Annotated in this window: 12 protein-coding genes; 7 read left to right on the top strand and 5 right to left on the bottom strand. The window is 61.1% G+C overall.

Translation table 11 applies throughout. The features are described from left to right. The first annotated feature begins 2 nt into the window (after positions 1 to 2). The gene (locus HQL44_14310; protein MBF0269755.1) at positions 3 to 1,337 is read left to right on the top strand and encodes a TldD/PmbA family protein; all 1,335 of its coding nucleotides are present in this window, start codon (positions 3 to 5) and stop codon (positions 1,335 to 1,337) included. Positions 1,338 to 1,340: 3 nt separating this feature from the next. On the opposite strand, the gene HQL44_14305 is transcribed toward HQL44_14310, so the two are convergent. After that, the gene (locus HQL44_14305; protein ID MBF0269754.1) at positions 1,341 to 2,237 is read right to left on the bottom strand and encodes a YegS/Rv2252/BmrU family lipid kinase; all 897 of its coding nucleotides are present in this window, start codon (positions 2,235 to 2,237) and stop codon (positions 1,341 to 1,343) included. Positions 2,238 to 2,443: 206 nt separating this feature from the next. On the opposite strand from HQL44_14305, the gene HQL44_14300 reads away from it, so the two are divergent. Genes HQL44_14300 through HQL44_14275 form a run of 6 tightly spaced genes read left to right on the top strand, consistent with a single transcriptional unit; the run spans position 2,444 to position 9,090 of the window. After that, complete coding sequence (locus HQL44_14300; GenBank protein MBF0269753.1) at positions 2,444 to 3,301, top strand: UDP-2,3-diacylglucosamine diphosphatase; 858 nt, start codon at positions 2,444 to 2,446, stop codon at positions 3,299 to 3,301. Next, positions 3,229 to 4,290 (top strand): glycosyltransferase family 1 protein, encoded by a 1,062-nt coding sequence (locus HQL44_14295; protein ID MBF0269752.1) that lies wholly within the window; start codon positions 3,229 to 3,231, stop codon positions 4,288 to 4,290. Before HQL44_14300 ends, HQL44_14295 begins: the two co-directional genes overlap by 73 nt. Positions 4,291 to 4,309: 19 nt before the next feature. Further along, positions 4,310 to 6,136: a lipid A export permease/ATP-binding protein MsbA gene (gene msbA / locus HQL44_14290; protein ID MBF0269751.1), complete on the top strand. Its 1,827-nt coding sequence runs from the start codon at positions 4,310 to 4,312 to the stop codon at positions 6,134 to 6,136. Then, positions 6,133 to 6,873: a lysophospholipid acyltransferase family protein gene (locus tag HQL44_14285; GenBank protein ID MBF0269750.1), complete on the top strand. Its 741-nt coding sequence runs from the start codon at positions 6,133 to 6,135 to the stop codon at positions 6,871 to 6,873. Before msbA ends, HQL44_14285 begins: the two co-directional genes overlap by 4 nt. Continuing rightward, positions 6,870 to 8,138, top strand: a complete 1,269-nt coding sequence (locus HQL44_14280; GenBank protein MBF0269749.1) for a 3-deoxy-D-manno-octulosonic acid transferase — start codon at positions 6,870 to 6,872, stop codon at positions 8,136 to 8,138. Before HQL44_14285 ends, HQL44_14280 begins: the two co-directional genes overlap by 4 nt. Next, positions 8,125 to 9,090 carry a tetraacyldisaccharide 4'-kinase gene (locus tag HQL44_14275; protein MBF0269748.1) on the top strand — a complete coding sequence of 322 codons (966 nt, stop codon included), beginning with the start codon at positions 8,125 to 8,127 and terminating at the stop codon, positions 9,088 to 9,090. The genes HQL44_14280 and HQL44_14275 overlap by 14 nt, the downstream gene beginning before the upstream one ends. On the opposite strand, the gene HQL44_14270 is transcribed toward HQL44_14275, so the two are convergent. The 4 genes from HQL44_14270 to acnB all read right to left on the bottom strand — a co-directional run bounded on the left by HQL44_14270 (position 9,074) and on the right by acnB (position 15,517). Beyond that, positions 9,074 to 10,639, bottom strand: coding sequence for a hypothetical protein (locus HQL44_14270; GenBank protein MBF0269747.1), 1,566 nt, complete (start codon positions 10,637 to 10,639; stop codon positions 9,074 to 9,076). The genes HQL44_14275 and HQL44_14270 overlap by 17 nt on opposite strands. 3 nt (positions 10,640 to 10,642) lie before the next feature. Continuing rightward, the gene (locus HQL44_14265; protein ID MBF0269746.1) at positions 10,643 to 11,152 is read right to left on the bottom strand and encodes a TIGR00645 family protein; all 510 of its coding nucleotides are present in this window, start codon (positions 11,150 to 11,152) and stop codon (positions 10,643 to 10,645) included. Between the two features lie 4 nt (positions 11,153 to 11,156). Beyond that, positions 11,157 to 12,761 carry an FAD-binding oxidoreductase gene (locus HQL44_14260; GenBank protein MBF0269745.1) on the bottom strand — a complete coding sequence of 535 codons (1,605 nt, stop codon included), beginning with the start codon at positions 12,759 to 12,761 and terminating at the stop codon, positions 11,157 to 11,159. Positions 12,762 to 12,943: 182 nt separating this feature from the next. Then, positions 12,944 to 15,517, bottom strand: coding sequence for a bifunctional aconitate hydratase 2/2-methylisocitrate dehydratase (acnB, locus tag HQL44_14255; protein ID MBF0269744.1), 2,574 nt, complete (start codon positions 15,515 to 15,517; stop codon positions 12,944 to 12,946). Between the last annotated feature and the right edge of the window lie 130 nt (positions 15,518 to 15,647).

Genomic DNA, 15,647 nt, shown 5'->3' with positions numbered 1-15,647 from the left:
CCATGAGCAGAAACCAGGAGATTCTTGCCGATCTGGTCAACCTCGCCTTGAAGGCGGGTGCTGATGGCGCCGATGCGGTGCTGGTCGATCAAGCGTCGGCTGCCGTGGCCTGGCGCCTGGGCAAGCTGGAACGGCTGGATCATTCTGAATCGGGCGACATTGGCCTTCGGGTGCTGATCGGAAAATGTCAGGCCTTGGTTTCCAGTTCCGATCGTTCGCCCGCAGCCCTTCGGGAACTGGCCGAACGCGCGGTGGCCATGGCGCGCACCGTGCCCGAGGACCCTTTCTGCGGCTTGGCCGACCCTGGCGAACTGGCGACCGATCTGGCCGACCTTGACCTGGCCGATGCGTTCGAACCATCCAGCGAATTGCTGATCGAGCGCGCCAAGGCCTGCGAAGAAGCGGCCAGGGCCGTGCCCGGCATCAACAATTCGGAAGGCGCTGACGCCAGTTGGGGGCGCACCAGCTTTGTCATCGCAGGCTCGAACGGCATGTTGCGCGAAAGCACCGTCACTTCCTATTCGCAATCCGCCGCCGTGTTGGCGGGCGAAGGACTTGGCATGTCCAGGGATTACGATTGGGCCACCGCCGTTCACTTCAAGGATCTGCCGCCGCCCGAACAGACGGGGCACGAAGCGGGCGAACGCGCCGTCAGGCATTTGAACGCCCGCAAAATGCCCAGCGCCAAAGTGCCGGTGGTTTTCGAATCGCGCATCGCCCGCAGTCTGCTGGGCCATTTCGTCGGCGCCATCAATGGCGCATCGATCGCGCGGGGCACCAGCTTTCTGAAAGATAGGATGGGCCAGCCGGTCTTTGCGCCCGGCATTCGCATCGTCGATGACCCGCACCGTCTGCGCGGACTGAAATCGCGTCCCTGTGACGCCGAAGGGCTGCCCAACAAGCGGATGCACCTGATCGAGGACGGAAGGCTGACCAGTTGGCTGCTCGATCTGCGCTCGGCCCGCCAATTGGGCTTGAAAAGCACCGGTCACGCCTCGCGGGGAACGTCAAGTCCGCCCTCGCCTTCGCCCAGCAACCTGTATCTTGAGGCTGGGACGCTCTCCCTTGACGATCTAATCAAGGACATCGACGACGGATTTTACGTGACCGATCTTTTCGGCATGGGCGTGAACGGCATCACCGGCGATTACAGCCGGGGTGCTGCGGGCTATTGGATCGAGAAAGGGCGGATTTCCTTTCCAGTCAACGAAATGACGGTGGCCGGGAATCTGAAGGACATGTTCTTGAACCTGACGCCCGCCAGCGATCTGGTCTTCAAGGCGGGAACCGACAGCCCCAGCCTGCGCATAGAAGGCATGACGGTAGCTGGCGGATAGGGCTTACCCCAGCACGTCCACCGTTTCTTCCGCCAGCGTGATGGTGGCGGGAAGATGGGCCAGGATGTCGCCATCGGCCTGCAGTGGAAGACCTTCTGGACCTGCGAAGACGACCGACGTACCCAGCACGCTGGGAGCGTCGGGCAACGTGTCCAAGCGACCCGTCACCAGGGCCGCGCCATAGCGCAGCACATTCTTGATCCCTGAACGTTGCAGCAGCCGCACTTCGAAACCGGGCTTTTCCAGATCGGCCCTGGGGGCCGCCGTGAACGGACCGCCGTAAAGCGGGCCGTTGCAGACCACCGCCGTCACCGCCTGATGCGCTTTGCCATCGACGCTGATCGACAAAGGCGGAAAGGCGTATTTGAACGCCCCGCCCAGGGTTTCGACCACATAGGCCAGGGCGCCGGTATGGCGCTTCAGGGCCGAACTGACGTCGGCCACCACCTGCGCGTCGAACCCCGCCCCCGCCATCAGCACGAACAAGCGCCCGCCCGGCTGGTCTGGCGATGTGATGCGCCCCAAATGCAAACGCCTACGCTTGCCCTGATTGATGGCCGCCGAAACCCGGGTGGGCTTGGTGCCGATGCCCAGCGTATGCGCCATCACATTGGCCGTCCCCAGCGGAATGATGCCCATCGCCACCGAACTGCCCGCCAAGCCGTTCACCACCTCGTTGATGGTGCCGTCGCCGCCCGCCGCCACCACGACATCCACCCCATCGCCCACCATGCCAAGCGCCATCTCGGTGGCGTCATTGGGTTTGGTCGTGCGGAACAGCGTCACATGGCCTTCGAGTCTTTCCACCGTGGCCTGAAAGCGCCAGCCATGACGGCGGCCCGCCGTGGGATTGAAGATAACGGCGACGCGCCGGGGTTTGACTTCGCTGAAGGGCTTCATCTCGGGGGAAATCATGGAATCGTAGGTCATGCCGCCTATAACCCGCTCTGTTTCAAATCAATGTCAGCCAGCAATGTAAGTAACCATTATGACAACACAAAGACACGGGTGTTAAATATTAATGACACACCTACAAAGTCTTGCTTCCAGTTGGAATAAGACTACAAGAAATGGTTTTAAGAGCTTATCCACAGCCCGGTTTGACGATGAACGCCCTTTCCGACATGCAGCATTACCGGACCATCTGGATTTCGGACGTGCATTTGGGCACCCGCGGGTGCAAGGCGGAATTCCTTCTCGATTTCTTGAAATACACCGAAAGCGACCATCTTTATCTGGTGGGCGACATCGTGGACGGCTGGCGTCTCAAGCGCTCGTGGTACTGGCCGCAGGCCCATAATGACGTGGTGCAGAAAATCCTGCGCAAGGCGCGCAAGGGCGCCAGAGTTGTCTTCATCCCCGGCAATCACGACGAATTCGCCCGCGACTACACCGAACACACATTCGGCGACATCGAAGTGATGGAGGAGGCCGTTCACGAAACAGCCGACGGTCGGCGGTTGCTGGTGCTGCACGGCGACGCTTTCGACGGCGTGGTCAAATACGCCAAATGGCTGGCCTTGCTGGGCGATTGGGCCTACACGCTGGCCCTTAAGGTCAATCAGTGGTTCAACGCCGTCCGGCGCGGCATGGGCCTACCTTACTGGTCGCTGTCGGCCTATTTGAAGCACAAGGTCAAGAACGCCGTTCAATACATGGCCAAATACGAAGAGACGATGGCCAGCGAGGCGGTGCGCCGCGACGTTGACGGCATCGTCTGCGGCCATATCCACAATGCCGAGCTGCGCGATCTGTCGGGCGTCACCTACGCCAATACCGGCGACTGGGTGGAAAGCTGCACGGCGCTGGTCGAACACAAGGACGGACGCCTGGAAATCCTGCACTGGATGGCCTTGCGTCAACTTTCACTCTTCCAAACAAAGGAACCGGAATGCGTATCCTCGTCATCACCGACGCCTGGCATCCTCAAATCAATGGCGTCGTCCGTACGCTCGTTACTTTAAGCGAAGAGCTTTCCAAGCTGGGCCATGAAGTGATCGCCATCACGCCGGACCAGTTCAAAAGCATCCCCTGCCCCACCTATCCGGAAATCCGCCTGTCGCTGTTGCCTGGGCGCAAGATGGCCAAGCTGATCGAGCGTCATCAACCTTGCGCCATTCACATCGCCACCGAAGGCCCGCTGGGCCTAGCCGGACGGCGATACTGCGTGAAGCGCGGCCTGCCCTTCACCACCGCCTACCACACCCGCTTTCCGGAATATATCCACGCCCGCTCCGGCATTCCGGTTGGCATGACCTACAAACTGGTGCGCTGGTTTCACGCACCCGCCTCGGCGGTCATGGTGGCGACCCAATCGATCGAGGACGAGTTGAAGGCGCGCGGCTTCAAGAACATCCGCCGCTGGACGCGGGGCGTCGATACGGCGCTGTTTCGCCCAGGTTTGAAGGATGACGAGCTTTATCCCTGGGCGCGCCCGATCAGCCTGTATGTCGGGCGGGTAGCGGTTGAGAAAAACATCGAGGCCTTTCTGGCGTTGGATATTCCCGGCACCAAGGTCGTGGTGGGCGATGGCCCGCAGCTCGAGCAATTGAAGGGCCATTACCCCAAGGCGAGATTTCTGGGTGCCAAAGTGGGCGAAGATCTGGCGCGGCATTACCGATCCGCCGACTTGTTCGTCTTTCCCAGCCGCACCGACACATTTGGTCTCGTCTTGCTGGAAGCCCTGGCTTCGGGCCTGCCGGTAGCCGCCTATCCGGTGGCTGGACCGCAAGACGTGCTGGGCGGCTCGCCCGCCGGATGCCTGGACGATGATCTGGCCAAGGCCAGCCTGACCGCCGTGACCATCGAACCCGGCCTGTGCCGCGCCCATGCCCTGGACTATTCCTGGGAAGTCTCGGCCCGCCAATTCCTGGCCAATCTGGACCCGTTCGATTCCGGACGGGCCTTTCCCGAACCGGCCAGCCCGAAAACGGCGGCTTTGGCCCCGCTTTAAGTTGGTTTCCCAACATGCTATGGTCCTGGCCCCACGGCAGGGGCTGGAGCCTAGTCTTTTGACAAAGAAGAAGAAAATCAAGCTGGACCAATCGTCGCTGCGCCTGATCCGGCGCTTGGCGAAGGACAGCATTCGCCCTTATGCCGGCAAGATCGTTCTGTCGCTGATCCTGATGGGCGTGGTGGCGGCCGCCACCGCCGCCTCGGCTTGGCTGATGGACCCGGTCGTCAACAAAGTGTTCGTGGAACGGCGCATGGACATGCTGTGGCCGGTGGGGCTGGCCGTGCTGACCACCGCCGTCGTCAAGGGTTTGGCCAGCTACGGCTCGTCGGTGCAAATGAGCTTCGTGGGTCTGCGCATCATCGCCGATCTGCAAGACCGGCTGTTCCGCCACATGCTGACCCAGGACATCGCCTATTTCCACGCCACCACCACGGGCCGCCTGCTGTCGCGTTTCAATACCGACGTCAATCTGATCCGCGCCGCCGTTTCGAACGCTCTGGTCAGCGTCGGCAAGGACTCGCTGTCGGTCCTCTTTCTGGTCGCCGTCATGTTCTATCAAGACTGGATGCTGGCCAGCATTTCATTCTTCGTCTTCCCGCTGACCATCCTGCCCATCATCAAACTGGGCAGACGCATTCGGCGCGTCACCGCCAACACGCAGGAAGAATGGGGCCTGTTCACCACGTTGATCGAGCAATGTTTCCAGGGCATCCGGGTCGTCAAGGCCTATGGCATGGAACGATATGAATCCAGCCGCGTCGCCAACATCGTCGAAAACATCTTCAAGCTGAACTTCAGGGCTTCGCGCACCCGCTCGTGGTCAAGCCCGATCATGGAAACGCTGGGCGGCGCCGCAGTCACGGTGGTGATCGTCTATGGCGGCAGCCGCGTGATCGAAGGGGCGACCACGGCGGGCGCCTTCTTCTCGTTCATCACGGCGCTTCTCATGGCCTATCAGCCTTTGAAGGCTTTGGCGAATTTGAACGCCAATCTGCAAGAAGGGCTGTCGGCGGCCCAGCGCGTGTTCGAAGTGCTGGACACAGTGCCCAGCATCCAAGAAGCACCCGACGCCAAGCCGCTTGAGATCAAGGGGGGCGCCATTCGCTTCCAGAATGTGCACTTCGCCTACAATGCCGAGAAAGGCGCGTTGCACGGCTTGTCGATGGAGGTTCCCGCAGGGGCGACGGTGGCGTTGGTGGGGCCTTCGGGTGCTGGAAAATCGACCATCCAGAATTTGATTCCCCGCTTCTACGACGTGCAGGAAGGAACCATCGCCATCGACGGCCAGGATGTGCAAAAGGTGCAACTGGCCAGCCTGCGTTCATCAATGGCCTTGGTCAGCCAGGAAGTGGTGCTGTTCGACGACACCATCCGCGCCAACATCGCCTATGGCCGCCTGGGCGCCTCGCAAGACGAGATCGAGGCGGCGGCAAGGGCGGCGGCGGCGCACGACTTCATCACGGCCCTTCCCCAAGGCTACGACACCACGGTGGGCGAACATGGCGTGAAACTGTCGGGCGGCCAGCGCCAGCGGCTTGCCATCGCCAGGGCCATGCTGCGCAACGCCCCCATCTTGCTGCTTGACGAAGCCACCAGCGCGCTCGACACCGAATCCGAGCGCGCCGTGCAAACGGCGCTCGACAAGCTGATGCAAGGCCGCACCACCTTGGTAATCGCGCACCGTCTGTCCACCATCACCCATGCCGACAAGATTTTCGTGATCGATCAGGGCCGCGTCGCCGAAAGCGGGACGCATGCTGGCCTGCTTGAGCAAAACGGGCTTTATGCCCGCCTGCATGCCTTGCAGGCCATCCCGCATGCCAACGGCAGCGCTTCGCCATGACGGCCCGGGAATTTTACAAGCGGCTGAGGAAAAGCATTCTGAGAAGCGATGTCGTCCGCTATCTGGCCTGCTGGCTGGCGGCCAATTACATCCGCCTGATCCACGCCACCCAGAAGGTGACGACGGAAAACATCCATATCCCCGAAGCGTTCTGGAGCCAGGGCAAGCCGTTCATCATGGCGTTCTGGCACGGTCGCATTTTGATGATGCCCTATATTTGGCCAAAAAAACACTCGTTCCATATGCTGGCATCGCAGCATCGCGACGGATTGCTGATCTCACGCACGGTGGCCCATTTGGGCATTGATTCCATCAACGGGTCCACGACGCGCGGCGCCGGTCCGGCCGTGCGCGCCATCATCAAAAAGATCAAGGAAGGCGGGTGCGTCGGGATCACGCCCGATGGCCCCAAGGGTCCACGCATGCGCTGCAGTGACGGCGTCATCAACATCGCGCGCCTTTCCGGTGTGCCGATCTTGCCTGTCACCTATTCCGCCGCCCCCAGCCGTTTCATGAACACCTGGGATCGTTTCCTGCTGCCCCGACCCTTCGGAAAGGGTATAGTATTCGTCTGGGGCGAACCGGTCGAGGTTCCACGGGATGCCGACAAGGATCAGATCGCGGCCCTCAACCAACTGCTTGAAGACCGTCTGAACGTCATTAGCGCTGAAGCCGACCGCCGCATGGGCCTTGTTCCCATCGAACCGGCCCCCCTGAACAACGAGGCTTCGCCATGATGCTGCGCCTCTATCGCGGTTTGACGACCACCATCGGCCCCGCGCTGCCGGTTTATCTGGCTGGCCGCAAGCGCCGAGGCAAGGAAGACCCGTTGCGCATGCCCGAGCGCATGGGCCGCTATACGCATGAGCGCCCGCAAGGCAAGCTGATTTGGATTCACGGCGCGTCGGTGGGCGAGGCGCTGTCCTCGCTGCCCCTGATCGAGAAGCTGGCGGCGCGCCAAACGGTACTGATGACTACCGGCACCGTCACCTCGGCTCGTATGATGGCCAGCCGCCTTCCCGCCAACGCCATTCACCAGTTCGTGCCCGTCGACCGGGCACCTTGGGTACGCCGTTTTCTCGACCACTGGAAACCCGATCTGGCCCTGTGGTTGGAATCGGAATTATGGCCGAATCTGATTGCCGAAACGGCCAATCGCGGCATCCCGATGGCGCTGATCAACGGGCGCGTCTCGGACAGAAGTTTTGCCAATTGGCGGCGCTTCTCCAACCTGGCGCGGCATCTGTTGGGCGCCTTTGACCTGTGCCTTGGACAGACGGAAGAAGACAGCCAACGCCTGCATGCCCTGGGCGCCAGGCGCGTCGCAACACCCGGCAACCTGAAATTCTCCGCCCCGCAATTGCCCGTCGATTCCGACGAGTTGCGCCTTTTGGAAAGCTCGCATCTGCATCGCCCCAGTTGGATCGCCGCCAGCACCCATGCGGGCGAGGAGATGATGGCCGGGCGCGTGCATCTGGCCTTGAAATCGCGTCACGCCAACCTGTTGACCTTGATCGCACCCAGGCATCCGGAACGCGCCGACGAGATCGCCAGCGATCTGCGCGACATGGGTCTGGTTGTCGCCAGACGCTCGAAGCAAGATGAAATAACAGCCCAGACGGATATCCATCTGGCGGACACGATGGGTGAAATGGGCCTGTTCTACCGGCTGACCCACATCGCCTTCATGGGAAAATCCATCTTGTCCTCGGGCGGCCAAAATCCCATCGAACCGGCGAAGCTGGGCGTTGCCGTCCTGATGGGGCCGAAAATGGACAATTTCCGCGATGTGGCCTACCGGCTGCTGGTGGCGGGCGCCGCCCGCGAAGTTGCCGACGAGCAAGGTTTGATCCGCGAAGTATCCCATCTTCTCGATCACGAGATCGAGCGCCGGGGCTTGGCCGATGCGGCTTTGTCCTTTGCAGGCAACGAGGCGGGCGTGCTCAATCGCATTCTAGCAGCCTTGTCGCCGCTTCTGGAGCGCATGAATGCGCGCGCCTGATTTCTGGCAGCATAAACAAAGCGCCTGGGGAAACATTTTGGCCCCGCTGGGCTGTCTCTATGCGGCGGGAGGGCGCATGAAGCGCGCTTTCTCCAGACCTGAGAAAGCCAGCGTGCCCGTGATTTGCGTCGGCAATCTGGTGGCGGGGGGAGCGGGCAAAACGCCTGTCGTGCAATCCTTGGTCCGCCATCTGCAGGCACTTGGCAAAAGACCGGCCATCTTGCTGCGCGGCTATGGCGGCTGCGAGACTGGCCCTTTGCAAGTTGATCCCGCCCGCCACACGGCCAGGGAAGTCGGCGACGAAGCGCTGCTGCACGCCGCCATCGCTCCCACCTGGATATCATCCGACCGGGCAAAGGGCGCCCATGCCGCCATTGCAAAAGGCGCTGATGTCGTCGTGATGGATGATGGCTTTCAGAATCCCAGCCTGTTCCAGGATTTGCCGATCCTTGTCGTCGATGGCGAAACGGGTTTCGGCAACGGTCGCGTCATTCCTTCAGGGCCTTTGCGCGAACCCGTGGCCGACGGCGTCAAGCGCGCCAAGGCGGTCGTGCTGATCGGTCAGGATAAATGCGATGTCTTGTCGCGGATGGGTGCCTTGCCGGTCTTCAAGGCCAGCATCATCGCCGACGCGACCAACGTTTCCTTTAAGGATTCATCCGTGGTCGCCTTTGCGGGAATCGGACGCCCTCAGAAATTTTTCGCCACCTTGCAAGAACAAGGGGCGAAGATCGCGATGGCCTTCCCCTTCCCCGATCATCACGCCTACACCGAATGCGAAATCGAGGCATTGCTCGAGCAGGCCAAGGACTTGCAGGCAAGGCTGGTCACCACCGCCAAGGACCATGTGCGTCTGCCCAAGGATATTCAGGATCGCGTCGAAGTCTTGAACATAACGCTTCGCTGGGAAGACGAAAACGCGCCTGCGCGCCTTCTCAACGGCTGCATTTAGCTTCGATGCCGACAGTCAGCAGAAATTCCTGCCCCGCCAGACACTGGCCAGTTATTTTCGCATCCGGCGCCAGTTTCGAAAGGTAACTTTTCATCGCCCCGTCCCATGCGCCGCGCAAAGCCAGGCACGGACGTTTGGCGATTTCTGCTTGCAGATCGATCCGTTCGCCCCAACGTCTGGGATCGCCGGTGAAGAAATTCATGAACACTTGATTGGATGCTGGATACATCCTGGCAAGGCGTTCGGCCCACCGCCATTTCGCCATCATGTCGCCCATATAAAGGGCGTAAGTCGGGCTGGTGGCGAAATCGAAATAGACCTGGGTGCAAGAATCATAAGCCTGCATGTCAAGCGACTGCGCCTTGTCCCGCCAATCGGCCAATTCGGTCGCATCCTTGTAAATGGCGCCGATGCGGCTGATCCCCAGCGCGATCAGAAGGCCAGCCATCGCCGGACGCCACCAGCGCCTAGCGCCTGTCAGCTCCTCGCCCAGCACGATCAGCAAGGCGGCCTGAACGCCAATTAGCGACACCGCCGCCACCATGTAATAGGCGATAGGGTGTTTGGCGACCAGCAGCGCCATCGCCACCTGCGCGGCCACAATCCCTTCCAGCGCCCGCCAGGAAGTGCTGCGCGCAACCCCCAAACGCCACCTGAAAGCCAAGGCCAACAGGGACAGAACGAGAAGAGCCAAGAATACGGGTTTGCCTGCGAAGACCTTGGCCAAGTTGCCGGGATAGGCGGCCCAATCGACGAAGGTGGCTGCGCCGCCGCCATAGGAACCACTACCCTGGATCATACGGGCGAAATAGGCCGCCGACACATCCCAGTTGCCAGCCGCTGGCAATAGACAAATCAGAAAGGCCGCCGCCGCTGCCAGAACATAAAGTCCGATGCGTTGCCTTGTCGCCAATACAAAAAGCGGAGCCAGGGCGATGGGTGCGAACAGCAATTTCGAGGCTGCGCCGAAACCGGCGACGATGCCGAAATAGATTGAAAAGGATTTTCGATCCGTCTCTTGGTGGCGAATGAATTCAAAAAGAAAGCACCCCATCAGCGAAGCCGCCAGCAGCAGGAACGGCTCGGGCTTGACGTGATAGGCCTGCTTCATCACGAACATGGTGGCGAAAGGGGCTGTCTGCGCCGCCAGGGCGGGCAGGAAGCGACCGAACGCCCGATAGGCCGACAAACCCAAGACCAGCAGGGCTGCGGCATTCAGGCTGATCATCGCCCGGCTGGCGATGGCGAGATAATGTTCAGGATAGCTCAGCACCAAATTGGCCAGTTCCTCGCTGGTGGCCAAGGGATGCGCCACGCGCAGGATCAGCGCTACCAGAACATGAACCGGCGTGCCGGGATGAAAAACGTCGGCGGGGGTTTCCCCCACCGCCAGCATCAGCCCGTTCAGCAGATAGAAGTAATTGGGATCGACATGAAACCATATCCAGAAGGGACCGGCCTGGGCGCGCAGCCAGGACTCGAGCGCCAGAAAAAGCAGCGGCAGCAGGCCCAGCTTAACAAAAAGCGGCCAATGCTCCCGCCGGACCAAGGATCAATGCTCCCGATGGGCGGCAAAAGCGATCTTGTCGATCCAGGCCAGCAACAAGGCGGAAATGACAAAGGTCATGTGAATGCCCACCATGCCGATCAGCTTGTCGTTCGGATAGTCCCTGATGTTCATGAAGGCCTTCAGAAGATGGATCGACGAGATGGCGACGATGGAAGCCGCCACCTTGATCTTCAAGGTCCCGGCATCCACCTTGCCCATCCAATCGGGCGCATCTTTTTCGTTGCGCGCCGTGTCAATCGTGGAGACGAAATTTTCATAGCCGCTTAAAATGACCATCACCACCAGATTGGCCACCAGAACGATGTCGATCAGGCCGAGCGTGGCCAGAATGATGTCGCCCTCGCCGGTGGTGACCAGCCCCGACAGCATGTGAACCCCTTCGATGCCGAAGCTGATGGCCAGAATGATCAGCACCAGCGCCAGGCCCAAATACATCGGAGCCAGCAGCCAGCGACTGGCGAAAAGTGCCTTCTCGATGGTTCTTTCGATCATCTGCTTATTCCCCTTGCAATAACTCGACGGGCGCTCGGAAGGAAAATGCCCGGGGCGCCTTCTTAATGGCCGCCCGGGCGCGGGCAAGGTCCGATTGCAGATTGGACGGCAAACCCGCCTCGCCGCCCAGCGCCCGCATCAGATCCACCAGCGAAGGCGCTCCCTTCTCGCCCCCATTGATGACGGCGCCAAAGCCATTGGCCACCCGCACCAGATCGCGCATCAGGGCCTTTTTCAATTCGCCCACCTGTTTGGCCGCAGCCGCCAGATCGTCCTTGAATTCTGGCGCGCCGGTCAGAATAACCCGATGATGCGGGTCAAGGCCATGCGGATTCAGATGGCCGTAAACCGTCATTTCGGTCTTCAGTCTGCCTTCATACGTCAAGCCCAGCGCGTCAACCGCTTCGCGATATGTCTGGTAGGAAGACAGGGCGTTGGCCAGCGGCGTCGTATCTTTTTCCAGGCAGACCAGATTGACGTCGGACGAGGTGGTCCATGGCTTCAACTGGCCTGGCGGCGTTACCCTTGCCTTGGTGCGCGCCAAATCGGGCGCGCCTTCGCGGATGGCGCGAAAGGCGTCCATTTCGGACCCCGACGAAAAACCGACGCCGAAATCGATCATCACGCCGCCGATGGTTTCGGTTTCCTCATCCAGCAACATGACCAGCACGTCATCCACCGCATGATCCGACCAGCCGGTGATGCAAGCCAGCCAATCGGCACCAGCATAGTCGCAGCTTTGCAAAAGATTTTGGGCCTTGGCCTTCAAGGAATCATCGCCCGCGTGCAAAATGAATTGCTCAAGCGAGTTTCTCGTCACCAGTTCCACGCCATTGACGATGGTCGCTTCATCCTTGACCCCAACCAGCGAACTGCCGCTTTCAGGCACGTCCGTCTTGGTCCAGGGATGCAGATAGGCCAGAAAATCGCCCAGCGCGTCGGTGTCGCCCGATTGGACGGGCAGGACCAGCCCGAATTCGTTCAAAGGCGTTTCGAAATAGCGCAGGCGAGCCGCCGTGACCAGCCCCGTCCAGCCCTGCATGCCCTCCGCCCGGAAGATGTCGTCCCCGGTCAGCAATTCGGCTTCGGCCCCGCCAGCCGCCAGGGCAACCCCAACCAGACTGGCCGAGGGGCGCAGGCGCAACGGCCCCATGCTGCCCGAAGCCACTACGCCGCCGACCATCGCCGAACCGATGCTGGTCAGATCGACCAGCACACGGGCGGCAGGCCCCACCACATGGCCCAAAACGTCATTCACCTGAGAAAAGGTCAGCCCCGCCCCCGCCGATACCGTGGCGGTGGCTGGATCGATCATGATCTGGTTGGTTTTCAGCTTTTCCAGCGGCGTGCCGGGTTCGGCCAATTCCGGCTCGGGCGACTGTTTGGGGCGAACGGCCAGCACCCCTTTGAAGTTCTTAACCAATTCGTGATCGTAGGCAAAGGCGCCAATGGCGCTGGTCAATCCCCCGGCAGGCATGACGGCATAGCCCAAGGCCACAGCCTGGGCAATGGCCGGGGCCGGGTCGGCCGTGACCAGCAATTGGGCCTCGAGGGACCGACCACCATCGTCGGCCAGCTCAGCCTGGGGAAGAGAATCGAACGCAATCATGATTGAAGGGGGTGGTAGCAGACCTGCGGGCAGGCGCAAGCGATTTTTACGGCTTGTAGTGCAGAAAAAGGGCTAAGGCGCCGGATTGCTCCGACGCCTCGCCTGAAACCCCACTCCGTCACCCCCGGACTTGATCCGGGGGTCCACGTGGATGGCCGGGTCAAGCCCGGCCATGACGGTCTTTATTCCGCAGCGTCCCTGAAGGCGCCGATCTGGTCGAAGTTCATGTAGCGATAGATGTCGGCAGACTTCTCGGCCAGCATCTTGGTGTGCTCCATGTACTCGCTAGGCGTCGGAATTTTGCCCAGCAGAGCGCAGACGGCGGCCAGTTCCGCCGACGACAGATAGACCCTGGTGTCGATGCCCAAGCGGTTGGGGAAATTACGGGTCGAGGTGGAGACCGCCGTCGACCCCGTCTTCACCTGCGCCTGATTGCCCATGCACAGCGAACAGCCGGGCATTTCCATGCGAGCGCCAGCAACGCCCAGCAGGCTGTAATAGCCCTCCTCGGTCAACACCATGGCGTCCATCTTGGTGGGCGGAGCCACCCACAGACGAGCCGGGATGTCCTTCTTTCCTTCCAGAATTTTTCCGGCGGCGCGGAAGTGACCGATATTGGTCATGCATGAGCCGATGAACACTTCCTCGATCTTGTCGCCCTGCACTTCGCTGAGCAGCTTGACGTCGTCGGGATCGTTCGGACAGGCCAGGATCGGTTCCTTGATCGTGTTCATGTCGATCTCGATGACGGCGGCATATTCGGCATCCGCATCGGGTTCCAGCAACACGGGCTTGGCCAGCCAGGCTTCCATCGCCTTGACCCGGCGTTCCAGCGCGTTCTTGTCCTGATAGCCGTTGGCGATCATCCACTTCAGAAGCGTCACGTTCGAGCGCACATATTCGATCACCGGCTCCTTGTTCAGGCGCACGGTGCAAGCGGCGGCCGAGCGTTCGGCCGAAGCGTCGGTCAGTTCGAAAGCCTGTTCGACTTTAAGGTCGGGAAGACCTTCGATTTCCAGGATCACGCCATTGAAGATGTTCTTCTTGCCCTTCTTCTCCACCGTCAGCAGGCCCTGCTTGATGGCGGCATAAGGAATGGCGTTGACCAGATCGCGCAGCGTAATGCCGGGCTGCATCTTGCCCGAGAAGCGCACGAGCACGCTTTCCGGCATGTCCAGGGGCATGACGCCGGTGGCTGCGCCGAAGGCCACCAAACCCGAACCGGCGGGGAAGGAAATGCCAATCGGGAAACGGGTGTGCGAATCGCCGCCCGTACCCACGGTATCGGGCAGCAGCATGCGGTTCAGCCAGGAATGGATCACGCCGTCGCCGGGATTCAAGGCAACGCCGCCGCGCGTGCTGATGAAGCCGGGCAGCGTCTGATGGGTCTTCACGTCAACCAGCTTGGGATAGGCTGCCGTGTGGCAGAAGGACTGCATGACCAGATCGGCCGAGAAGCCCAGACAGGCCAGGTCCTTCAACTCGTCGCGGGTCATGGGGCCGGTGGTGTCTTGCGACCCCACAGTGGTCATCTTGGGTTCGCAATAAGCGCCCGGACGGATGCCCTTGCCTTCGGGCAGGCCGCAGGCGCGTCCCACCATCTTCTGGGCCAGGGTAAAGCCCTTGCCGGTATCGGCGGGCTGGTTGGGCGTGCGGAACAAGGTGGACGGCTTCAGCCCCAGGGATTCGCGGGCGCGTGTGGTCAGGCCGCGACCGATGATCAGCGGAATGCGGCCGCCGGCGCGCACTTCGTCGAAAATGACGTCGGACTTGACGGTGAAGGAACAAATCTCCTGTCCGTTCTTCAGCGCCTTGCCTTCATAGGGCCGCAGTTCGACCACGTCGCCCATCTCCATCTTGGAGACGTCGAGTTCGATCGGCAAAGCGCCCGCGTCTTCCATGGTGTTGTAGAAGATGGGGGCGATCTTGGAACCCAGGCAGACGCCGCCGAAACGCTTGTTGGGGACGAAGGGGATGTCGTCGCCGGTGAACCACAAAACCGAGTTGGTCGCCGATTTGCGCGACGAGCCGGTGCCCACCACGTCGCCGACATAGGCCACCGGATGGCCCTTGGCGCGCAGACCTTCGATCAGCTTGACAGGACCGCGTTTGCCTACTTCCTCCGGCTCGATGCCGGGGCGAGGATTCTTCAGCATGGCCAGGGCGTGCAGGGGGATGTCGGGACGGCTCCAAGCGTCGGGAGCGGGCGACAGATCGTCGGTGTTGGTTTCGCCCGTCACCTTGAAAACGGTCACGGTCAGGCTTTTCGGCACTTCGGGGCGGCTGGTGAACCATTCCGCCTCGGCCCACGACGTCATCACCGCCTTGGCGTTGGCGTTGCCCTTATCGGCCAGCGCCTTCACGTCGTTGAAGAAGTCGAAAATCAGCAGCGTTTTCTTCAAGCCCTCGGCAGCCACAGCGCCGCATTCCGGACAGGCCAGAAGATCGATCATGGGCTTCACGTTGAAACCACCCAGCATGGTGCCCAGCAGTTCGGTAGCCTTGACCTTCGAAATCAGGGAGCAAGCCGTCTCGCCCTTGGCGACCTTGGTCAGGAATTCCGCCTTCACCTTGGCGGCATCGTCCACGCCCGCCGGAACGCGGTTGACCAGCAGATCGACCAGGAACTGCTCCTCGCCCTTGGGCGGATTCAACAGCAGACCGATCAGGTCCTGCGTTTGCTTGGCGGTCAAAGGAAGGGGGGGAATCCCCTGGGCGGCGCGTTCCGCGACATGGCTGCGATAGGCTTCAAGCACGAGAGGCTCCTTTCGATGGATGGAGGGCCGAAGGCGGCCCCTTTATAGCATACAGAAAAATGGCGGCCACCCCTTTGAGTGGGGAGGCCGCCACCTAATTTGTTAGTCGGCGTCCATTTCAGCGTTCGCT

The sequence above is a fragment of the Alphaproteobacteria bacterium genome (genome assembly GCA_015231795.1).
Taxonomy (GTDB): Bacteria; Pseudomonadota; Alphaproteobacteria; order Rhodospirillales; family WMHbin7; genus WMHbin7.
This window is presented reverse-complemented; position numbering and strand designations above follow the sequence as displayed.